This is a genomic window from Streptomyces sp. NPDC045678 (genome assembly GCF_056432085.1).
Genome location: NZ_JBWKJS010000006.1, coordinates 273,471 through 293,827 on the forward strand (window position 1 = coordinate 273,471; position 20,357 = coordinate 293,827).

Below are 20,357 nucleotides of genomic sequence, written 5' to 3' on the forward strand. Positions count from 1 at the left end.
TGCTCTGGTTTCCCCTGAGGCGGTTGTGGTGGGGGGGGAAAAAACGAGGGAGGGGGAGGGGGAGGGGGGGGGGGGGGCTTTTTAGCCCAGGAAAGGGGGAGCCGGACGCCCGCTCCCCCTGAAACCGGAGCCCCCCCATGGGACGTTATGTGATCCGGCGTCTGCTGCAGATGATCCCGGTCTTCATCGGCGCCACGCTGCTGATCTTCCTGATGGTGAACGTGATGGGCGACCCCGTCGCGGGCCTGTGCGGCGACCGCAAGTGCGACCCCGCCACCGCCACCCAGCTCAAGAAGGAGTTCGGCCTCGATAAGCCGGTGTGGCAGCAGTACCTGACGTACATGGGCAACGTCTTCACCGGCGACTTCGGCACCGCGTTCAACGGCCAGAAGGTCACCGAGCTGATGTCGGCCGCCTTCCCCGTCACCATCCGCCTCACCGTCGTGGCGATCGTCTTCGAGATCGTCATCGGCATCTCGCTGGGCGTCCTGACGGGCCTGCGGCGCGGGCGCCCCATCGACACCGTGGTGCTGCTGCTGACCCTCGTCGTCATCTCCATCCCCACCTTCGTCACCGGGCTCGTCCTGCAACTCCTGCTCGGCGTGCAGTGGGGCGTCATCAAACCCTCCGTGTCGAGCGAGGCGCCCTTCAACGAACTGCTGATCCCGGGACTCGTGCTGGCCTCGGTCTCGCTGGCGTACGTCACCCGCCTGACCCGCACCTCCATCGCGGAGAACCGACGCGCCGACTACGTCCGCACCGCGGTCGCCAAGGGCCTCCCGCGCCGCCGCGTCATCACCCGGCACCTGCTGCGCAACTCCCTGATCCCCGTGGTCACCTTCATCGGCACCGACGTGGGCGCGCTGATGGGCGGCGCGATCGTCACCGAGCGGATCTTCAACATCCACGGCGTCGGCTTCCAGCTCTACCAGGGGATCCTCCGCCAGAGCACCCAGACCGTCGTCGGCTTCGTGACCGTCCTCGTCCTGGTCTTCCTGGTGGCCAACCTCATCGTCGACCTCCTGTACGCCGTACTCGACCCGAGGATCCGCTATGCCTGAACCGCAGGAGCCAGGAGCCCTTCGGGGGTCTGGGGGTCGCTCCCCAGAAGATGGCAGCATCGCCGCCACCGGCATGGGCGGGGCGATGGACCTCGCCACCAGCGAGGCGACCTCCCTGGAGAAGACACCGGGCGGCCCCGAGGGCGGCCCCTCGGCCCCCGCCCGCAGCCTCTGGTCCGACGCCTGGCGGGACCTGCGGCGCAACCCGGTCTTCATCATCTCGGGCCTGGTCATCCTCTTCCTCGTCGTCATCTCCCTCTGGCCGTCCCTCATCGCCTCCGGCAACCCGCTCGACTGCGACCTCTCCAACGCGCAGAAGGGCTCGGCCCCGGGGCACCCCTTCGGCTTCAACGAGCAGGGCTGCGACGTCTACACCCGGGTCGTCTACGGCACCCGCGTCTCCGTCACCGTCGGCGTGTGCGCCACCCTCGGCGTCGCACTCATCGGCAGCGTCCTCGGCGGGCTCGCCGGGTTCTTCGGCGGGGCCTGGGACGCGGTCCTCTCCCGTATCACCGACATCTTCTTCGCCATCCCCGTCGTCCTCGGCGGCCTGGTCCTCCTGTCGGTGGTCACCAGCTCCACGGTCTGGCCGGTGATCGGCTTCATGGTGCTGCTCGGCTGGCCGCAGATCTCCCGCATCGCCCGCGGCTCCGTCATCACCGCCAAACAGAACGACTACGTGCAGGCGGCGCGCGCCCTCGGCGCCTCCAACTCCCGGATGCTGCTCCGCCACATCACCCCGAACGCCGTCGCCCCCGTGATCGTCGTGGCGACCATCGCCCTCGGCACGTACATCGCCCTGGAGGCCACGCTCTCCTACCTCGGCGTCGGCCTGAAGCCGCCGACGGTGAGCTGGGGCATCGACATCTCGGCCGCCTCCCAGTACATCCGCAACGCCCCGCACATGCTGCTCTGGCCCGCCGGAGCCCTCGCGATCACCGTCCTCGCGTTCATCATGCTCGGCGACGCGGTGCGCGACGCCCTCGACCCGAAGCTGAGGTAGGCGCCCATGGCAACCGTGGCATCCGAGGCAGCCGCGTCCGGCACGCCCGCGGCGTCCAGACTGCTCGAAGTACGGGACCTGCACGTCGAGTTCCGCACCAGGGACGGCATCGCCAGAGCCGTCAACGGGGTGGACTACAGCGTCGACGCGGGCGAGACCCTCGCCGTCCTCGGCGAGTCCGGGTCCGGCAAGTCCGTCACCGCCCAGGCCGTCATGGGCATCCTCGACACCCCGCCCGGAAAGATCACCTCCGGGGAGATCCTCTTCCGGGGGCGGGACCTGCTGGAGCTCAAGGAGGACGAGCGGCGCAAGGTCCGCGGCGCCGGGATGGCGATGATCTTCCAGGACGCGCTGTCGTCCCTGAACCCGGTGCTCAGCGTCGGCGAACAGCTCGGCGAGATGTACGTCGTCCACAAGGGCATGTCCAGGAAGGACGCCAAGGCCAAAGCCGTCGAGCTGATGGACCGGGTCCGCATCCCGGCCGCCAGGGAACGCGTCGGGCAGTACCCGCACCAGTTCAGCGGCGGCATGCGCCAGCGCATCATGATCGCCATGGCGATGGCCCTCGAACCCTCGCTGATCATCGCCGACGAACCCACCACCGCCCTCGACGTCACCGTCCAGGCCCAGGTCATGGACCTCCTCGCCGAGCTCCAGCGCGAGATGAACATGGGCCTGATCCTCATCACCCACGACCTCGGCGTCGTGGCGGACGTCGCCGACACCATCGCCGTCATGTACGCGGGCCGCATCGTCGAACGCGCCCCCGTCCACGAGATCTACAAGGCACCCGCTCATCCCTACACCCGCGGCCTCCTCGAATCCATCCCGCGCCTGGACCAGAAGGGCCAGGAGCTGTACGCGATCAAGGGGCTGCCCCCGAACCTCATGAACATCCCGCCCGGCTGCGCCTTCCACCCCCGCTGCCCCATGGCGCGGGACATCTGCCGCACCGACGAGCCGCCGCTCGCGAAGGTGACGTACGAGGGACTGACCGCCGACCGCAGGAGCGCCTGCCACTTCTGGAAGGAGACGCTCGATGCGACACGTTGACCTCGCCGGTGTCGGCACGCCCGCCGGACGCGAGCCGATCCTCCAGGTCCGCGGGCTCGTCAAGCACTACCCCCTCACCCAGGGCATCGTCTTCCGCAAGCAGGTCGGCGCGGTCAAGGCCGTCGACGGCGTCGACTTCGACCTCGGGCACGGCGAGACGCTCGGCATCGTCGGTGAGTCCGGCTGCGGCAAGTCGACGGTCGCGAAGATGCTGGTCAACCTGGAGCGGCCGACGGCGGGCGAGATCCGCTACAAGGGCGAGGACATCACCAGGCTCTCCGGCCGCGCACTCAAGGCGGTGCGCCGCAACATCCAGATGGTGTTCCAGGACCCGTACACCTCGCTGAACCCCCGCATGACGGTCGGCGACATCATCGGCGAACCGTACGAGATCCACCCCGAGGTCGCCCCGAAGGGCTCGCGCCGGCGGAAGGTGCAGGAGCTGCTCGACGTGGTCGGGCTCAACCCCGAGTACATCAACCGCTATCCGCACCAGTTCTCCGGCGGCCAGCGCCAGCGCATCGGCATCGCGCGCGGCCTGGCGCTGCGGCCCGAGGTGATCGTCGCCGACGAACCGGTCTCCGCCCTCGACGTCTCCGTCCAGGCGCAGGTCATCAACCTCCTGGAGAAGCTCCAGAACGAGTTCGACCTCAGTTACGTCTTCATCGCCCACGACCTGTCGATCGTGCGGCACATCTCCGACCGGGTCGGCGTGATGTACCTCGGCCGGATCGTCGAGATCGGCTCGGACGCCGAGATCTACGACCACCCCACGCACCCCTACACCCAGGCGCTGCTCTCCGCCGTGCCCGTCCCCGACCCCGAGGCGCGCGAGCACCGCGAGCGGATCATCCTCTCCGGAGACGTGCCCTCACCCGCCAACCCGCCCTCCGGATGCCGCTTCCGCACCCGCTGCTGGAAGGCGCGGGAGCGGTGCGCGCTGGAGGTCCCGCTGCTCGCCGTGCCGGCGGAGTTCCGGCTCGACGACAGCCCCGCCGCGCACGACTCGGCCTGCCACTTCGCCGAGGAGAAGCAGGTCGTGCCGTAACGGGCGGGGCCCGACGGGCCTACTCCCTCGGCAGGCCCAGCGAGCGCTTCAGGAAGTCCACCTGGAAGAGGAGCAGGTTCTCCGCGACCTGCTCCTGCGGGGTCATGTGGGTGACCCCGGACAGCGGCAGGACCTCGTGCGGGCGGCCCGCGGCGAGCAGCGCGGAGGACAGCCGCAGGGAGTGCGCCACCACTACGTTGTCGTCGGCCAGGCCGTGCACGATGAGCATCGGGCGGTGCGGCTCGGCCGCCTCCACGAGACCGTCGTCCCAGATCAGGGAGTTGTGCCGGTACGTCTCCGGGGTCCGGTTCGGATCGCCCAGGTACCGCTCCTCGTAGTGCGTGTCGTAGAGCCGCAGGTCCGTGACCGGGGCGCCGACCACCGCCGCGTGGAACACGTCGGGGCGGCGCAGCGCGGCCATGCCGGCGAGGTAGCCGCCGTAGGACCAGCCGCGGATCGCCACCCGGCCCAGGTCGAACGGGAACCGCTCGGCGAGCGCGTGCAGGGCGTCGACCTGGTCCTCGAGAGTGAGGGTCTTGTCGTTCTTGATCGACTTTTCCCAGCCGGGGGAGCGGCCCGGGGTGCCGCGGCCGTCCGCGACGAGCACCGCGAAACCCTGATCGGCGAACCACTGCGAGGTCAGGAAGATGTTGTGCGCACGCTGCACGCGCTGGCCGTGCGGACCGCCGTACGGATCGAGCAGTACCGGAAGAGGGCCGTCCGTCTCCTTGTAATCCGTGGGGAGCAGGACGGCGCACGGGATGTTCCGCGTGCCCCCCTCGGTGAGCGTCACGCGCGGAGTGAGCCCCGGGCGCTGGGCGTGTGAGGCGATGGTCGCCACTTGCTTGCCCTCGCGCAACACCTGCACCTGGGCGCCGGGGCGGTCGAGCGTCGCGGACACCAGGACGGTGAGGCCGCCCGCACGGACGGACGAGTGGACGCCCGGCTCCTGCGAGACGCGCTCCACGCCCAGTTCGTTGACGCGGTACACATGGATTTCCCCGGTCTCCGGGTCGGCCGCCGCCGCACCCGCGGACGCCGACACGAGGATGTCCTCCTCGGTGACGTCGAGCACCGCACGCACGTGCAACTGGGGTCCTGTCAGGGGACGTTCCCCCCACGCGAGGACGCGCGCGCCGCCCTCGTCCGCGATCCGCACGAGCTTCCCGCTGGGCGACCAGCACGGCACGCCAGGGAAAAGTTCAAGCCATTCTGGATCTTCTTCCGCGTGCACCATCCGCGTGGCACCGCTGTCCGGGTCCACCGCCAGATACAGCTGGCTGCCCTGGTCGCGGGATTGCACGAGCAGCAGCGGCGCACCATCCGCCGACCAGTGCACACGCGCGAGGTACGGGAAGCGGGCGCGGTCCCAGACCACCTCGGTCCGCGATCCGTCGAGGCCGAGGACCCACAGGCCGACCTCCGCGTTGGGCGTGCCCGCGGCCGGGTACGCGATCTGCTCCGGCGCCCGGTCCGGGTGCGCGGGATCCGCGATCCACCACCGCCGCACGGGGGCGTCGTCCACCCGCGCGACGAGCAGCCGACGCGAGTCCGGCGACCACCAGAAGCCCCGTGAACGGGCCATCTCCTCCGCCGCGATGAACTCGGCCAACCCGTACGTGACGGTCGCCTCCTGGCCCGTCTCGGGCTCCGCGAGGGCCCGGTCGCCCTCCCCGTCGGCGCCCGTCACGCGCAGGGCGCCCCGCGCCACGTAGGCCACCTGACGCCCGTCCGGCGAGGGGCGCGGGTCGATCACCGGTCCCGGCACGGGCAGTTCGCGCGCCGTGCCCGCGCGCAGCTCCGCGGTGAACAGGCGGCCCGACAGGGCGAACGCGGCCAGCTCCACGGCGGCGTCCGTCGCGTAGCCCACGATGCCCGCACCGCCCTCACGGCTCCGCTCGCGCCGTGCGCGCTCCGCCGCGGACAACTTCTCGACGGCGCCGCCGAGCAGCACGTGCGGATCGGCGGCGACCCGCTCGGCACTGCCGTCCGACACGTCAAGGACCCACAGCCGGTTCGCCCGGTCGGTGCCGTCGGAGGAGCGCAGGAAAACAACGCGTGAACCGTCCGGCGCCACGGTGAACGCACGGGGTGCGCCGAGGGTGAAGCGCTGGGTGCGGGCGTGCTGACGCGGGAAGGAGAGCCGCTGTGCCTGGCTCTCGTCGGGCCTGGGAATTCCGGGGTTCTCGGTGGTCATCCCCCGAGCCTATGGCTCATGCGCCCCCTTGTGCTGCCGTGCTCCGACTCATGCGTCCGCACGGATAGTTATGATCCGTAGCGCTTGGTGGGTATGAACCTGCTGACGTCCGCACTGGGGTACGACAACGAGTTGGAGGTGACCGCCGTGGCACTCTCGATTTCGGCGGTGGTGCTGCTGGCAGTCATCGTCTTCCTGTTGGTCAAGAAGTCAGGACTGAAGGCGGGGCACGCGGTCGTGTGTACGCTGCTCGGCTTCTACCTGGCGAGCTCGTCCGTCGCACCGACCATCAACGAGCTGACGACGAACGTGGCGGGGATGATCGGGGACATCAAGTTCTGACGCGGGCTCGTAGGGTGGTCCCATGACGGAACTGCCCGCCCGGCGCCTGCTGCTCGTGCACGCGCATCCCGACGACGAGTCGATCACCACCGGCGCGACCATGGCCAAGTACGCGGCCGAGGGTGCCCACGTCACCTTGGTGACCTGCACCCTGGGCGAGGAGGGCGAGGTCATCCCGGCCGAGCTCGCCCACCTCGCCGCCGACCGGGACGACTCCCTCGGTGCCCACCGCGTCGGGGAGCTGGCGGCCGCCATGAAGGAAGTGGGCGTCACCGACCACCGCTTCCTCGGCGGCCCCGGGCGCTACCGCGACTCCGGGATGATGGGCGTCGAGCAGAACGGCCGCCCGGGTGCCTTCTGGTCGGCGGACCTCGACGAGGCCGCCGCCCACCTCGTCGAGGTGATCCGCGAAGTGCGCCCCCAGGTCCTCGTGACGTACGACCCCGACGGGGGTTACGGCCACCCCGACCACATCAAGGCGCACCGCGTCGCCATGCGCGCGGCCGACCTCGCCGCCGACCCGGCCTTCCACGCCGACCCCGGCGCGCCGCACACGATCGACAAGATCTACTGGAACCGCGCCCCGCGGTCCGTGGTCGAGGAGCGCTTCACCTGGATGTCCGGCGCGCTGCGGCACTCGCCGTTCCGCGCGTCCGCCGCCGTCGCGGACGTGCCCGGCGTCACGGACGACGAGCGGATCACCACGGAGATCGACGGCCGCCCCTACAAGGCCGCCAAGGCCGCGGCGATGGCGGCGCACGTCACCCAGATCACGGTGAGCGGTCCGCTCTTCGTCCTCTCCAACCAGCTCGCGCAGCCGATCTTCGATGTGGAGTACTACGAGCTGGTGCGGGGAGAAGCGTCGGCAGAGGAACCGTCGGCAGAGGGACCGTCCCGCGAGACGGATCTGTTCGCGGGACTCGAAAGGGTGACGGATATGGCTGAGGTGACCGCGCTGTGAGTACGCGTTCCCGTGCGTCGTCGGGGGCCGGTTCCGGGGCCTCCAAGCCCCCCACCCCTCCGGGGGCGGGGTCAGGTCCGACCTCCGGCGCGGCGGCCGCCGGTGCCGGAGGCAGCTTCCTCGCGCAGCCTCTGAGAGCGGGACGGCTCGCCGTCTACGCGCTCCTCTTCGTCCTCGGCGCTGTCGTCGGCGTCGCCGGGTCGCTCGTCCAAGGCGGCTTCTTCCCCGCGGGGTTGCTGCTCGCGCTCCTCGGCGCCGCCGGTCTCTTCTACGGCGGATCGCGGGCGATCGGCACCAGGGCGGGGGCCGTTGCGCCCGCGGCCGGCTGGCTGGTCGCGGTCATGCTGCTCACCGCCACCAGACCCGAGGGCGACTTCCTCTTCGGCGCGGGGATCGGCTCGTACGGCTACCTGCTCGGCGGAATGGCCGTCGCTGTGATGTGCGCCACGCTCGGGCAGGGATCGCAACCGGCCGCGCCCGCCGCCCGACTTGGCAAGTGACGTACCACTTCGCCCCGTGTCGCGCCCGGGTTTGACGCCGGTCACGGGATGAGTGCCGACGGCGGCCAGTATGGTGGTGCGGCCGCCGAGCCTCCCCCAACCTCCGGCCGGGGGGACCCCGGATGAGGTCGAGACGGGCGGCGGAGTCAACCAGGAGAACCTGCCTTGAGTCGTGAAACTGACAGTTCGTCCTCCGGGCCCCAGGGGCGCGGTGGAGCCGCCTACCCCTCGGGGACGCCGCCGTACGGCTCCCCGGCACAAGGTGCTGCCGCCGACGGCGGCAGGGACGGAGCGCGGCGGCAGGCCGCCGAGGAGCGGCCCGACGAGCCCGAGACCCAGACCACGCTGACCACCCGCATCCGGATCAACATCCCCGGCTCGCGGCCCATCCCGCCGGTCGTCATGCGCACGCCCGTCGGTGACGAGGGTCCGCGCGGGGAATCCGTGCCTCTGAACGGCGGACGCGGCGACGGCCGTGGCGACGGCGGTCGCGGCGATGACGGACGTGGTGGCGGCGGACGTGGTGACGGCGGCTTCGGCGACGGTGCCGAGCCCGGTCCGCCCGGCGCCCCGGCCGCCTCCGGGTCCACCGGTCCTGGCGAGAGCGGCGCCGGAGCCGCCGCTCCCTCCTCCCCGGCAGAGGAGAAGACGAGCGACTGGTTCGCGCCGCGCAAGCCGCCGCGGAGCGACGGCGGAAGCGGTACGGGCACTTCCGGCACCGGCACCGGCTCCTTCGACGTGTCCGGCGCCGTGGCGTCGGGCCCCCTCGGCACGGGCGCCCCGCAGGGCGACCCGCACCGCGGCGACCTGCCCTACTTCAACGACGGTCCCGGGGACTCCCGGCCCCCGTCCGGGCCGACCGGCGGTCCCGTCACGGGTGACAGCCCGCTGGCGCCCCCGGCACCGGCACAGGGCCGTCCCTCGGGCCCGGGCGCGCCCGGTGCCCCTGGCGGCCCCGGCACCCCCGGTGGACCCGCGAACTCCGGCCCCCGGCCGCCCCGTTCCGGTGCGATGAGCGACGACACCGCGATCCTCACGCCGCAGAAGTCCGGCCCGGTCTCCCCGCCCCGCGGTCCCGGTGGCCCCGGCGGACCGGGTGCGCCCGGCGGTCCCGGAGCCCCCGCGCCGGGCTCCAACGTCTCCGGTGAGACCCTCACCAGCGGCATCCCCGTCGTACCGCCCGCGCAGGACAACCCGCCGTTCGCGCCGGGACCGCAGGGTGAAGGACCCGTGCCGCACACCCCGCCGAAGCTGCCCGAGCCGGTCCGCTCGGACGTGCCGCCCGCCGCGCCCGCCCCGAAGGCGAAAAAGAAGAAGGGCCGCAACAAGCTGGTCCTCCTCGTGGCCGCCGTCGTGGTCGTGGGCTGCGGCGCGTACGGCGCGGGCCTGCTGATGAACCACGCCGACGTCCCCAAGGGCACCACCGTGCTCGGCGTCGACATCGGCGGCGGCACCCGCGACGAGGCCGTCCAGAAGCTCGACGCGGCGCTCGACGAGCGCGTCACCAAGCCGCTGAAGCTGTCGGTCGACGGCGACACCGTCAGCCTCAAGCCGGACCAGGCGGGCCTGACCCTGGACAGCCAGGCCACCGTCCGCGAGGCCGCGGGCAGCGACTACAACCCCGTCTCGGTGATCGGCTCGCTCTTCGGCGGCCAGCGGGTCGTCGAGCCCGACATGCCCGTGGACGAGGAGAAGCTGGCGGCCGCCCTGGAGCGCGCAGCGGGCGGCTCGGGTACGGCGCAGGAGGGCACGGTCAAGTTCGTGCCCGGCAAGGCCGTTCCGGTCTACGGCAAGGTCGGCAAGGGCATCGACCCGCAGGCGTCGACCAAGGCGGTCGCCGAGGCGTACGAGAAGCAGGTCGAGACGGGCAGCGCGGGCACGGTCCAGGTGCCGGTCACCACGCGCAAGCCGACGATCTCCAAGGCCGAGGTCGACAAGTTCATGACCCGGTTCGCCAAGCCGGCGATGTCCGCCAACGTCACCATCAAGGCGGGCGCCAAGTCGATCCCCTTCGGCCCGGAGAGGTCGCTGCCGAAGATCCTTCGGACGACGCCACTCAAGGACGGCACCCTTCAGGTCCACTACGACCTCGAAGAGCTCAAGAAGCTGTACGGCAACGTCTTCGACGGCGTCATGATCCAGCGCGGCAACGGCTCCAAGACGCCGGTCCAGCCGACCGACGTGGCCCAGGCGATGGGCAAGGCGCTGACCGGCAAGACGCCCGCGGAGCGCATCGGGGTCATCGAGACGAACGCGAGCTGATCCCTCCCGCGTAACCCGCGTAACCCGCGTAACCCGCGTAACCCGCGTCACCGGCATCACGCACGGCACCCGCGTCACCGACTCCGGCATGACATCTGTCATGCCGGAGTCGCTACATCCGACACTGCCGCTGTGACCTGCGCTTTTGTGACGATGGTCGGCATGACGACGACCACAGCACCGCCCACCGCCGACGTGGTGAGCTTTGAGCGGGTGACCAAGAGCTTCGGCGACGTCCGCGCCGTCGACGGCCTGACCCTCGCCCTCCGCCCCGGCGAGACGGTGGCGCTCCTCGGGCCGAACGGCGCGGGCAAGTCCTCCACCCTCGACCTGCTGCTCGGCCTGCGCCGGCCGGACAGCGGCACGGTACGGGTCCTCGGCACCGAGCCGCGCGAGGCGATCACCGCGGGCCGGGTGGGCGCGATGCTGCAGAGCGGCGGCCTGATGGGCGAGGTGACCGTGCGCGAACTGGTCACGCTCGCCTGCGATCTGCACCCCAGGCCGTACCGCGTGAACGACGTACTCGCCCACGCGGACATCACGAAGATCGCGGACCGCAAGGTCGACAAGCTCTCCGGCGGCCAGGAACAGCGCGTCCGCTTCGCGCTCGCCACGGCGGGCGCCCACGACCTGATCGTGCTCGACGAGCCCACCACCGGGATGGACGTCACCGCCCGCCAGGCGTTCTGGGCCACCATGCGGGAGCAGGCGGACCAGGGCCGCGCGGTCCTCTTCGCCACGCACTACCTGGAGGAGGCCGACGCGATCGCGGACCGCGTCCTCGTCCTGCATCGCGGCCGCCTCCTCGCGGACGGCACCGCCGCCGAGATCAAGGCGAAGGCGGGCGCCCGCAAGGTCGCCTTCGACCTGGAGCGGATCGACGCGGCGCTCGCGGAGCGGCTCCGCGCGCTGCCCTTCCTGACCACGCTCGACATCGCGGGCCACACCGTCCGCGCCCAGTCGACGGACGCCGACGCCACGGTCCACGCGCTGTATGGCCTCGGCGTCTACCCCCGCAACCTCGAAGTCGCCGGGCTCGGCCTGGAGCAGGCCTTCGTGGCGATCACCGAGGCCGAGGAGGCCAGGACCCGATGAACAGCCTGATCAAGCTTGAGATCACCCGCGCCCTGCGCAACCGCAAGTTCCTCTTCTTCTCCGTGATCTACCCGTCGGTGCTCTTCGTGATCATCGCGGGCAACCAGAACGGCGCCGATAAGGTTCCCGAGACCGGTCTGTCCGTTTCCGCGTTCATGATGGTCTCGATGGCCTCCTTCGGCGCCCTGACCGCCGTACTCATGGGCAACAGCGAGCGCATCGCCAAGGAGCGCGAGAGCGGCTGGGTGCGGCAGCTGCGCCTGACGTCCCTGCCCGGCCGCGGCTACGTCCTCGCGAAGACCGCGAGCGCCGCCGTGGTCAGCCTGCCGTCCATCGTCGTGGTCTTCGCCGTCGCGGCGGCCTTCAAGGACGTGCGCTTCGACGCCTGGCAGTGGGCGGCGCTGACCGGCGCGATCTGGGCGGGCAGCCTCTGCTTCGCCGCGCTCGGCGTGGCCATCGGCTACCTCGCGACCGGCGACGCCGTACGCCCCATCACGATGATCATCTACTTCGGGCTCTCCATCCTCGGCGGCCTGTGGATGCCCGTCACGACGTTCCCGCACTGGCTGCGGGAGACCGCGTCCTGGCTGCCCACCCACGCGTACGCTGCCCTCGGGCAGGCCATCGAACTGGGCGAGGCACCGCACGCGAAGGACATCACGCTCCTGGTCGCCTACTTCCTCCTCTTCGCGGGCGGCGCGGCATGGCTGTACCGGAAGGACACACTGAAGGCGTGAACACGACAGACGCTGAGGGCAGCGAACTCCACCCGGTCTACACGTTCGGACGCCCGCCGCAGGGCCGCCGCCAGCTCCTGACGAAGTCCGCCTGGATCGGTGTCTGGCTGGTGTTCCTGAGCTCTCCGGTCAAGGACCTGGCCGAAGGGCACCACACGCCCCTCGCCACCGTCCTCGGCTCGGTCGGCCTCGCGCTCTTCGTGGCCTGCTATCTGACCCTCGTCTTCCGCTACACCACCAGGATCCTCAGGTGGCGCGCCGTCATCGCCTGCTTCGCGCTGCTCGTGGGCCTCGCCGTGGTCCTCGCGTTCGGCTTCGGCGACCACTGGCTCGGACTCTTCGTGTACGTGTCGGTCTCCGCGGGCGCCGTCCTGCCGGTGCGGTACGCGCTCGGGGTCATCCCCGCGGTCACGCTCCTGATGATCCTGGTCGGCCTGCGCGACGACGGCCTCGGCGACCTGATCACCAACCTCGGGGTGATCACGCTCCTGGTGGGGTTCGCGATGTCCGGCGTACGGGAGTTGATCCGTACGACGGTCCAGCTCCGCCAGGCCCGCGCGACCGTCGCGCAGCTCGCCGCCAACGAGGAGCGGCTGCGGCTCGCCAGGGACCTGCACGATCTGCTCGGCCACTCGCTGTCCCTGATCACGCTCAAGAGCGAGCTCGCGGGGCGGATGCTCCCGACCGACCCCGACAAGGCCGCCCAGCAGGTCGCCGACATCGAACAGGTCAGCCGGCAGGCGCTGGTGGACGTGCGCGAGGCGGTCTCCGGCTACCGGCGGCGCACCGTCGCGGGCGAACTCGCCGGCGCGCGCACGGCGCTCACCGCCGCGGGTGTCGACGCCGTGGTGCCGGTGGAGCCGCCCGCCGAACTGCCCGGCGAGGAGGCGGAGGCGGCGCTCGCCTGGGCGCTGCGTGAGGCCGTCACGAACGTCGTGCGGCACAGCGGGGCCCGACGCTGCACGGTGGCGTTCACGGCGCGGCAGACGCTCGCGGGACGCCTCCTGGAGCTCTCCGTGGAGGACGACGGAGTGGGCGCCTCCGGCGCGGGTGCGGGCAACGGTCTGACGGGGCTCGCCGAGCGCATGGAAGCGGTCGGCGGGGCTCTGGAGACGGGCCCCGCGGACCGCCGCGGGTTCCGCCTGGCGGTCCGCGTACCCCTGGCGAAGGCCACCGTAGGATCGCCCTCATGATCAGAATCCTCCTCGCCGAGGACCAGGCCATGGTCCGCGAGGCCCTCGCGGCGCTGCTCGGCCTCGAACCGGACATCGAGGTCGTCGCCCAGGTGTCGCGCGGCGACGAGGTGCTCGCGGCGGCCCGTGAGCACGCCGTGGACGTGGCACTGCTCGACATCGAGATGCCCGGCCGCACCGGTATCGAGGCGGCCGCCGAACTCCACGCGGCGCTGCCCGCGCTGAAGGTGGTCGTGCTGACCACCTTCGGCCGCCCCGGCTATCTGCGCAGCGCCATGGAGGCCGGCGCCGACGCCTTCCTGGTCAAGGACGCGCCCGCGGCGCAGCTCGCCGCGGCGGTGCGCAAGGTGCTCGCGGGGGAGCGGGTCATCGACCCCACGCTGGCGGCGGCCGCCCTCGCGGGAGGCGCGAACCCGCTGACCGACCGCGAGCGCGAGGTGCTGCGCGCGGCCGCCGACGGCGCCACCAACGCCGAACTCGCCACCGCCCTGCACCTCTCCCGGGGCACGGTCCGCAACTACCTCTCGACGGCGATCCAGAAACTGGCCGTCCGCAACCGCGCGGAGGCGGTCAGGGCCGCCAGGGACAAGGGCTGGCTCTGACGGCCCAGGGGCCGGCCGGGGGCCGTCAGTTCAGCATCGCCCGCGCCCCCTGCGCCTGCCGCCGCACCCGGCCCGCCGTCACCGGGTCCAGGGCGGCGACCTCGTCGGCGTAGGTGTCGAGCTCCCGCGCGCCCGCCTGGTACTCCCCCTTCTGTACGAGGAGTTGGGCCCGTTCGTAGTGCAGACGCGGCGACGGCGAGGGCAGCAGCAGGCAGAGGTCGACCGCCCAGAGCGATACGTCGGAGCGCTCGGGGCGGGACGCGGCCCAGGCGCGGATGTTGTTCAGGATGCGCGCCACGATGTCCAGCGGCTCCGCGGCGCGCAGCATCGACGGCGCGAGCGGCGTCCCCGTGGCGGCCGCGACGAGGAGCTCCACGTCCATCTCGGTCAGCAGCCGCCCGCCGCCGAACGGATCGGCGAGCACACGCTCCTCCGGAGGGCCGAAGCCGACGACGAAGTGCCCGGGCAGCGCCACGCCGTGCACCGGGGCGCCGGCACGCCGCGCCACTTCCATCCACACGACGGAGAGCAGGATCGGCAGCCCTCTGCGGCGCCGCAGGACCTGGTGCAGGAGGGAGGAGTCCAGACGCTGGTAGTCGCCGGGTCTGCCCTTGAACCCGAAGCCCTCGCCGAGGAGTTCGGAGAGGGCGACGGCCCAGTCCAGTGGGTCGGGGGAGCGGCCGGGGCGGCGGCCGGACGCGACCTGTTCCGCCAGCCGGTCGAGCATGCGCCGCGCGGCGTCGATGTCCGCCTCGTCGAGGGAAGGGTCCGCCTCGGCGCCGATCAGCAGGCACAGCAGCGACAGGTCGGGCCGGGGCGACCCGGCCTCGGCCGCGAACAGCCGCCGCCACTCGGTGGTTCCGGGGGGTCGGGGGTGCATACGTCCCTCGTGCCCGGTCGCCTCGATCGATACGTACCTCCGGGCGGGGCCGCGCGGGCCCGCCCGGAGGTCAGTTGAGCATCGCCCGTGCGGCCCGCGCCTGCTGGCGGACCCGCTCCGCCGTGGTCGGCTCCACCGTCGTCACCACATCCGCGTAGGCGTCGAGCTCCGCCGCGCCCCCGAGGAAGTCACCCCGCTGCACGAGGAGTTGTGCCCTCTCGTAGCGCAGCCGTGCCGGATGGGCGGGCAGCAGGAGCGACAGTTCCAGGGCCCACAGCGCGACGTCGGAGCGCTCGGGCCTGGCGGCCGCCCAGGCGCGGATGTTGTTGAGGATGCGCTGCACGATGTTCAGCGGATCGGCGGGCGTCAGCATCGACGGCTGGATGCCCGTGCCCGCCGTCCCCGCCACCAGGAGCTCCGCGTCGGCCCCGGTCAGCAGCCGCCCGCCGTCGAACGGGTCGGCGAGTATCTGGTCGTCCTTGGGCCCGAAGCCGACGACGAAGTGCCCCGGCAGCGCCACCCCGTACACCGGGGCGCCCGCCCGCCGCGCCACCTCCATCCACACGACGGAGAGCAGGATCGGCAGCCCCCTGCGGCGCTTCAGGACCTGGTGCAGCAGGGAGGAGTCAAGACGCTGGTAATCGCCCGGAGTCCCCTCGAACCCGCACTGTTCACCGAGGAGTTCGGCCATCGCGACGGCCCACGCGCGGGGCCCGCCGGGGCGGAACGGCAGCAGGCCCGCGAGACGGTCGAGCTCGATCTCCGCGGCGTCGATCCCCGCCTCGTCGAGCGAAGGGTCCGCCTCGGTGCCGATCAGCAGGCACAGCGGCGCGAGACCGGGCCGCCCCGACCGTGCTTCCTCGGTGAACCGCCGCCGCCATTCGCCGGACTCCGCGTGCATACGTGCCTCGTGTCTGCCCTCGCCGGGCGCTGTTTCCGTGCCGTTCTTGCTCTGCCGTTGTGCCGCCCGCTCAGGCGGGGCCGTGCCGGTAGTGGTGATAGGCGTGATGCGCGGCGAAACCCATCCCGTCGTACAGCGCCCGCGCGCCGTCGTTGTCGTCCTCGACCTGCAGCCAGGCCGCCGAAGCGCCCTCGGACAGGGCCTGCCGGGACAGCGCGGTCATCACCGCGGTGGCGAGCCCCTCGCGCCGGTGCTCCGGAGCCACCTCGACCGCCATGAAGCCCGCCCAGCGCCCGTCCACGACGCACCGTCCGATGGCGGCCGGAGCGTCACCGCTCCCGGGCACGGAAGCGAACCATACCGAGGGCCCGCCCGCCAGCACCTCGAGCACATGCGGGCCGGGAACCCCGAACCGCTTGTACCGCCGCAGCCACGGCTCGTCGAAGGTCCGGGACAGCGTCACGCGGTCCGTGTCCGCGTCGAGGTCGGCGACCGGGGCGAGGCCGCCGATGTGCAGCTGCGCGCTGACCTCGCGCTTCCAGCCGTGTTCCGCCAGGGCGGCGCAGAGCAGTTCCTGGGTGCCTTCGGCGCCGGTCGCGGTCTGGACGTAGGGCGGCAGGCCGCGGGCCGCGTACCACTCGCGGACGTAGGCGAGCGCCTCGTCCAGCGGCCGGCCGGGATCGCCCAGCGGCAGGACCGAGTTGGCGCGCCGGGTGAACCCCGCCGCCGACCGCAACTCCCATTCACCGAGGCGCTCGCTCTCGACCGGCTGCCAGGCGCGGGCGGAGACGCGCGCCAGCTCCTCGTACGAGGCGGCGGGACCCCTTCTGCGCGCGGGCGCGGCCGGCACGACCTTGCCGGCGACCAGGGATCCTTCCGGTATGCGGACGGTTTCGCCGGTCCGGCGTGTGATGAGCACCACACCGTCGTTCCACGATGCGAGAACACCCACCGTGTCAGTGAACTTCCCGCCCGAGATCGATGTGTCGGTCAAGCGTCGTACCGAAACGCGTTTGCCCACGTCAGCAGGGGTGATGCGGACCTCGAGTCGTCCACCGGCAGCGAATTCCACAGCTCTGTCAGCCCCTCCTGTTCGGATCATGCCCGGGAACGGAGATACTAGGGGTGGGCATCGACGACGCCGCGCTCCCGCGCGCCAGGCGAGCGGAGCCTGAGGACGGCCCGCCAACGCCCGTATCGAGGAGGAACGACAGCGTGACCTACGTCATCGCGCAGCCTTGTGTCGACGTCAAGGACAAGGCGTGCATCGAGGAGTGCCCGGTCGACTGCATTTACGAGGGCTCCCGGTCCTTGTACATCCACCCGGACGAATGCGTCGACTGTGGAGCCTGTGAACCGGTCTGCCCGGTCGAGGCGATCTTCTACGAGGACGACACTCCTGAGGAGTGGAAGGACTACTACAAGGCGAACGTCGAGTTCTTCGACGAGCTCGGTTCGCCCGGTGGCGCGAGCAAGCTCGGCCTGATCGAGCGTGACCACGCCTTCATCGCCGCCCTGCCGCCGCAGAACCAGTAACAGCGGCAGCCCGAGCGTCGCCCCGGTCCCGTACGGCATCTCCGCCGCACGGGACCGAGGCGTTTGCAACGACCAGTACCAGCACGGGAGTCACCACGTGTCCGCAGTCTCCGACCGGCTTCCCACCTTCCCCTGGGACAAGCTCGAGCCGTACAAGGCCACGGCGGCCGCCCACCCCGGCGGCATCGTCGACCTGTCGGTGGGCACTCCCGTGGACCCGGTCCCCGAGCTGATCCAGAAAGCGCTGATCGCGGCTGCGGACTCGCCGGGCTATCCGACGGTCTGGGGCACGCCGGAGCTGCGCGACGCGCTCACCGGCTGGTGCGAGCGGCGGCTCGGCGCCCGCGGCCTCACGCACCGCAACGTCCTGCCGGTCGTCGGCTCCAAGGAACTGGTGGCCTGGCTCCCGACGCAGCTGGGCCTCGGCCCGGGCGACGTGGTGGCCTACCCGCGGCTCGCCTACCCGACGTACGAGGTGGGCGCGCGCCTGGCCCGTGCGGAGTACGTCGCGTACGACGACCCGACGTCGCTCGACCCGGCGAACCTCAAGCTGCTCTGGCTCAACTCGCCGTCCAACCCGACCGGTCGCGTCCTGTCGAAGGACGAGCTCACCCGGACCGTCGCGTGGGCGCGCGAGCACGGCGTGCTGCTCGTCAGCGACGAGTGCTACCTGGAGCTCGGCTGGGAGGCCGAGCCGGTGTCGGTGCTGCACCCTGACGTCTGCGGCGGTTCGTACGACGGGATCGTCGCCGTCCACTCGCTCTCCAAGCGGTCCAACCTGGCGGGCTACCGCGCGGCGTTCGTCGCCGGTGACGCGGCCGTCCTCGGGGACCTGCTGCAGATCCGCAAGCACGGCGGCATGATGACCTCCGCGCCGACCCAGGCGGCCGTCGTGGCGGCGCTCGGTGACGACGAGCACGTGCGCGTGCAGCGTGAGCGGTACGTCGCCCGGCGCACCGCGCTGCGCGACGCCCTGGTGAAGCACGGCTTCCGTATCGAGCACAGCGAGGCGAGCCTGTACCTGTGGGCCACCCGCGACGAGTCCTGCTGGGACACCGTGGGCCACCTCGCGGAGCTGGGCATCCTGGTGGCGCCCGGCGACTTCTACGGCCCGGCGGGCGACCGCTTCGTGCGCGTCGCCCTGACGGCGACGGACGAGCGCGTCGCCGCGGCGGTGGAGCGCCTGGGCTGAGCCCGGTGCCGTGAACACGGCGGAGGGCCCGGAGCCAGTGGCTCCGGGCCCTCTGTGCGTGCCGGGTGATCAGCCGAGGGGGAGGGTGCCGACCGGCAGCTGGTCGGTGGGGAGACCGCCCTTGGTCAGCGAGTCGGTGGGCAGGCCGCCGCCGGTGGCCGAGTCGGCGGTCTCGCCGACCGCCTTGCCCGCGCCGCCCGCGACGTCACCGGCGGCCTGCTGGGCGGCGGGGGTGGCCGTCTTGCCGACGCGGCCCACGGCCTTGCCCGCGGCGGGGACGGACTTCTTCACGGCCTTGCTGCCGGTGTCACCGGCGAGGTTGCTGACGTTCTGAGCCGCATCGTCGACGGTGTTGCCGAGGCCCTCGCCGTCCAGCGTGGACACGCTGCCCAGGTCGGGGGAGGCCGGGAGGTCAACGGCGCTCGCGGAGCCGGCCGCACCGACCACGGAAGCTGCACCCGCGGCGCTGAGCAGCGCGGCACGGGCGATCCGGCGGGTCAGGGGGAGGGACATGATGCTCCTTCAGACGGGAGAGAACGTTGGGGTGTCCGGCCGGTTCGGACCCGGCGTCCCACCGGACGGCTTCCGGCGTTCGGACGCAGTGACTACCGCTCGAAGTCCGCGAAGGTTTCGGTGCGCCAACGTAAAGAGTTGGCAATGCGTCGCATTATCGGCTGCGGATAAAAACGGGCAAAGAGAGTCCGGGCCGTTTCGCTGCAGAATCCTTAATGCCTAGTGATCTCAAGGGTTTTTGGGTTTCGGCGCGGTGTGCGCGGGAAAGTCGGACAGGGTGTCGGTCCGTAGCACTCGGCATGCCCCCATTGAGGGACCTGTCGCACTACTGCCCGGTCACGATCCGGACCTCGTCGGCGGCCCTCGCCCCCGCGGTCCCGCCCTCCTGCGCCGCGCGGCCGACCGCGCGCCACTTCCCGGCGCCTCCGGCGTGCCACTCCCGCCCCCCGTACGCCACCCGCTCGACGTGCAGCGCCGAGGAGTGCGCCACGGCCCAGTGCGCCAGCTCCCAGCCGCGCCGCGGGGCCCGGTCGGTGGCCACGGCGGCGGGCACGGGAACCGTCACCGTGCGCCCCCGGACCGCGCCGGGGCGCACCTCGCGGCCGAAGTCGCGGGCCAGGGCGGCCCGCACCCGCGCGGGGCCGCCGGGGTCCGTGTCCGGGCGCCCCTCGCAGCTGAACGCGGCGGGCGCGCGGCCCGTGAGCGCGGCGGCGAGCAGCGCGGCGTCCGGCTCGTGTTTGGCGTACGCCTGCGGAAAGCCGCTGCGCTGCACCCGCTGCGCGGCGACCGTGAGGGGCAGCCGCGAATAGCCCGGCACCTCGGCCAGGTGCTCGTAGAAACGGCCCGCCGAATACGCCGGGTCCATGATCTGCCGCTCGTTGCCCCAGCCCTGCGAGGGGCGCTGCTGGAAGAGGCCGAGCGAGTCCCGGTCCCCGTGCGTGATGTTGCGCAGCCCGGACTCCTGCAGCGCGGTGGCGAGTGCGATGGTCACCGCGCGCTCCGGCATCCCGCGCGAGGTGCCGGCCGCGGCGACCGTCGCGGCGTTCCCCGCCTGCTCGGCCGTGAACGTGTACGAAGCGCCGTCGCCCTTCCCCGACACCACCGTGCACCGCGGCTCGGGCTTGCCCCCGTACACGTACTGCAGCGCCACATAGCCGACGACGGCGAGCAGCACGGCGGCCGCGGCCCCGATACGGAGGAGACGGCCGCGCCGGACGAGGGTGGGGGGCTCAGGCACGCGTCCAAGGTACTGGAGTCCACCGACCGCCCGGCGCGCCCGCT

Annotated in this window: 20 protein-coding genes; 14 read left to right on the plus strand and 6 right to left on the minus strand. The window is 72.0% G+C overall.

The window, feature by feature from the left end; translation table 11 throughout:
- Positions 1–137: 137 nt before the first annotated feature.
- From AC07DO_RS22390 to AC07DO_RS22405, 4 genes are read left to right on the plus strand one after another with little or no spacing between them, the layout of a single operon-like run.
- Positions 138–1,061: an ABC transporter permease gene (locus AC07DO_RS22390; protein WP_479062001.1), complete on the plus strand. Its 924-nt coding sequence runs from the start codon at positions 138–140 to the stop codon at positions 1,059–1,061.
- Entirely contained in the window at positions 1,054–2,064 is a 1,011-nt protein-coding gene (locus tag AC07DO_RS22395) for an ABC transporter permease (protein WP_479062002.1), read from the plus strand. Before AC07DO_RS22390 ends, AC07DO_RS22395 begins: the two co-directional genes overlap by 8 nt.
- Positions 2,065–2,070: 6 nt before the next feature.
- On the plus strand, positions 2,071–3,117 hold the full coding sequence (locus AC07DO_RS22400; protein ID WP_479062004.1) for an ABC transporter ATP-binding protein: 1,047 nt from the start codon (positions 2,071–2,073) through the stop codon (positions 3,115–3,117).
- A complete protein-coding gene (locus AC07DO_RS22405; protein WP_479062006.1) occupies positions 3,104–4,165 on the plus strand; it encodes an ABC transporter ATP-binding protein in 1,062 nt (353 codons plus the stop codon). Before AC07DO_RS22400 ends, AC07DO_RS22405 begins: the two co-directional genes overlap by 14 nt.
- Positions 4,166–4,184: 19 nt before the next feature.
- On the opposite strand, the gene AC07DO_RS22410 is transcribed toward AC07DO_RS22405, so the two are convergent.
- Positions 4,185–6,362, minus strand: coding sequence for a S9 family peptidase (locus tag AC07DO_RS22410; RefSeq protein ID WP_479062007.1), 2,178 nt, complete (start codon positions 6,360–6,362; stop codon positions 4,185–4,187).
- 147 nt (positions 6,363–6,509) lie between these two features.
- On the opposite strand from AC07DO_RS22410, the gene AC07DO_RS22415 reads away from it, so the two are divergent.
- The 8 genes from AC07DO_RS22415 to AC07DO_RS22450 all read left to right on the plus strand — a co-directional run bounded on the left by AC07DO_RS22415 (position 6,510) and on the right by AC07DO_RS22450 (position 14,054).
- Entirely contained in the window at positions 6,510–6,704 is a 195-nt protein-coding gene (locus AC07DO_RS22415) for a hypothetical protein (RefSeq protein ID WP_150188427.1), read from the plus strand.
- Between the two features lie 22 nt (positions 6,705–6,726).
- A complete protein-coding gene (mshB, locus tag AC07DO_RS22420; protein ID WP_479062008.1) occupies positions 6,727–7,665 on the plus strand; it encodes an N-acetyl-1-D-myo-inositol-2-amino-2-deoxy-alpha-D-glucopyranoside deacetylase in 939 nt (312 codons plus the stop codon).
- A gap of 131 nt (positions 7,666–7,796) precedes the next feature.
- Positions 7,797–8,165 carry a DUF6113 family protein gene (locus AC07DO_RS22425; protein WP_479062472.1) on the plus strand — a complete coding sequence of 123 codons (369 nt, stop codon included), beginning with the start codon at positions 7,797–7,799 and terminating at the stop codon, positions 8,163–8,165.
- A 165-nt stretch (positions 8,166–8,330) separates the two neighbouring features.
- Entirely contained in the window at positions 8,331–10,427 is a 2,097-nt protein-coding gene (locus tag AC07DO_RS22430) for a hypothetical protein (RefSeq protein ID WP_479062010.1), read from the plus strand.
- A 153-nt stretch (positions 10,428–10,580) separates the two neighbouring features.
- Positions 10,581–11,522, plus strand: coding sequence for an ABC transporter ATP-binding protein (locus tag AC07DO_RS22435; protein ID WP_479062474.1), 942 nt, complete (start codon positions 10,581–10,583; stop codon positions 11,520–11,522).
- On the plus strand, positions 11,519–12,259 hold the full coding sequence (locus tag AC07DO_RS22440) for an ABC transporter permease (protein WP_479062012.1): 741 nt from the start codon (positions 11,519–11,521) through the stop codon (positions 12,257–12,259). The genes AC07DO_RS22435 and AC07DO_RS22440 overlap by 4 nt, the downstream gene beginning before the upstream one ends.
- Positions 12,256–13,452, plus strand: coding sequence for a sensor histidine kinase (locus tag AC07DO_RS22445; protein WP_479062013.1), 1,197 nt, complete (start codon positions 12,256–12,258; stop codon positions 13,450–13,452). The genes AC07DO_RS22440 and AC07DO_RS22445 overlap by 4 nt, the downstream gene beginning before the upstream one ends.
- Positions 13,449–14,054, plus strand: coding sequence for a response regulator (locus AC07DO_RS22450; RefSeq protein ID WP_479062014.1), 606 nt, complete (start codon positions 13,449–13,451; stop codon positions 14,052–14,054). The genes AC07DO_RS22445 and AC07DO_RS22450 overlap by 4 nt, the downstream gene beginning before the upstream one ends.
- Before the next feature lie 25 nt (positions 14,055–14,079).
- Here the strand turns inward: AC07DO_RS22450 and AC07DO_RS22455 are convergent, their stop codons facing one another.
- The 3 genes from AC07DO_RS22455 to AC07DO_RS22465 form a co-directional block, all read right to left on the minus strand.
- Positions 14,080–14,934, minus strand: a complete 855-nt coding sequence (locus tag AC07DO_RS22455) for a SirB1 family protein (protein WP_479062016.1) — start codon at positions 14,932–14,934, stop codon at positions 14,080–14,082.
- Positions 14,935–15,004: 70 nt separating this feature from the next.
- Positions 15,005–15,835 carry a transglutaminase family protein gene (locus AC07DO_RS22460; RefSeq protein ID WP_479062017.1) on the minus strand — a complete coding sequence of 277 codons (831 nt, stop codon included), beginning with the start codon at positions 15,833–15,835 and terminating at the stop codon, positions 15,005–15,007.
- Between the two features lie 70 nt (positions 15,836–15,905).
- Complete coding sequence (locus tag AC07DO_RS22465) at positions 15,906–16,907, minus strand: GNAT family N-acetyltransferase (RefSeq protein ID WP_479062018.1); 1,002 nt, start codon at positions 16,905–16,907, stop codon at positions 15,906–15,908.
- 143 nt (positions 16,908–17,050) lie between these two features.
- Here AC07DO_RS22465 and fdxA point away from each other — a divergent pair, with 143 nt between their 5' ends.
- Positions 17,051–17,371, plus strand: a complete 321-nt coding sequence (gene fdxA, locus AC07DO_RS22470) for a ferredoxin (RefSeq protein WP_030573070.1) — start codon at positions 17,051–17,053, stop codon at positions 17,369–17,371.
- Positions 17,372–17,468: 97 nt separating this feature from the next.
- Complete coding sequence (locus AC07DO_RS22475; RefSeq protein ID WP_479062020.1) at positions 17,469–18,563, plus strand: bifunctional succinyldiaminopimelate transaminase/glutamate-prephenate aminotransferase; 1,095 nt, start codon at positions 17,469–17,471, stop codon at positions 18,561–18,563.
- A gap of 69 nt (positions 18,564–18,632) precedes the next feature.
- On the opposite strand, the gene AC07DO_RS22480 is transcribed toward AC07DO_RS22475, so the two are convergent.
- Positions 18,633–19,076: an ATP-binding protein gene (locus AC07DO_RS22480; RefSeq protein WP_479062022.1), complete on the minus strand. Its 444-nt coding sequence runs from the start codon at positions 19,074–19,076 to the stop codon at positions 18,633–18,635.
- 325 nt (positions 19,077–19,401) lie between these two features.
- Complete coding sequence (locus tag AC07DO_RS22485; RefSeq protein WP_479062023.1) at positions 19,402–20,313, minus strand: heavy metal transporter; 912 nt, start codon at positions 20,311–20,313, stop codon at positions 19,402–19,404.
- Between the last annotated feature and the right edge of the window lie 44 nt (positions 20,314–20,357).

Excerpts from the sequence above, each read along its gene's own strand:
- AC07DO_RS22390 (WP_479062001.1), top strand. The coding sequence starts at position 138 with ATGGGACGTTATGTGATCCGGCGTCTGCTGCAGATGATCCCGGTCTTC.
- AC07DO_RS22395 (WP_479062002.1), top strand. The coding sequence starts at position 1,054 with ATGCCTGAACCGCAGGAGCCAGGAGCCCTTCGGGGGTCTGGGGGTCGC.
- AC07DO_RS22400 (WP_479062004.1), top strand. The coding sequence starts at position 2,071 with ATGGCAACCGTGGCATCCGAGGCAGCCGCGTCCGGCACGCCCGCGGCG.
- AC07DO_RS22405 (WP_479062006.1), top strand. The coding sequence starts at position 3,104 with ATGCGACACGTTGACCTCGCCGGTGTCGGCACGCCCGCCGGACGCGAG.
- AC07DO_RS22410 (WP_479062007.1), bottom strand. The coding sequence starts at position 6,362 with ATGACCACCGAGAACCCCGGAATTCCCAGGCCCGACGAGAGCCAGGCA.
- mshB (WP_479062008.1), top strand. The coding sequence starts at position 6,727 with ATGACGGAACTGCCCGCCCGGCGCCTGCTGCTCGTGCACGCGCATCCC.
- AC07DO_RS22435 (WP_479062474.1), top strand. The coding sequence starts at position 10,581 with ATGGTCGGCATGACGACGACCACAGCACCGCCCACCGCCGACGTGGTG.
- AC07DO_RS22440 (WP_479062012.1), top strand. The coding sequence starts at position 11,519 with ATGAACAGCCTGATCAAGCTTGAGATCACCCGCGCCCTGCGCAACCGC.
- AC07DO_RS22450 (WP_479062014.1), top strand. The coding sequence starts at position 13,449 with ATGATCAGAATCCTCCTCGCCGAGGACCAGGCCATGGTCCGCGAGGCC.
- AC07DO_RS22455 (WP_479062016.1), bottom strand. The coding sequence starts at position 14,934 with ATGCACCCCCGACCCCCCGGAACCACCGAGTGGCGGCGGCTGTTCGCG.
- AC07DO_RS22460 (WP_479062017.1), bottom strand. The coding sequence starts at position 15,835 with ATGCACGCGGAGTCCGGCGAATGGCGGCGGCGGTTCACCGAGGAAGCA.
- AC07DO_RS22480 (WP_479062022.1), bottom strand. The coding sequence starts at position 19,076 with ATGTCCCTCCCCCTGACCCGCCGGATCGCCCGTGCCGCGCTGCTCAGC.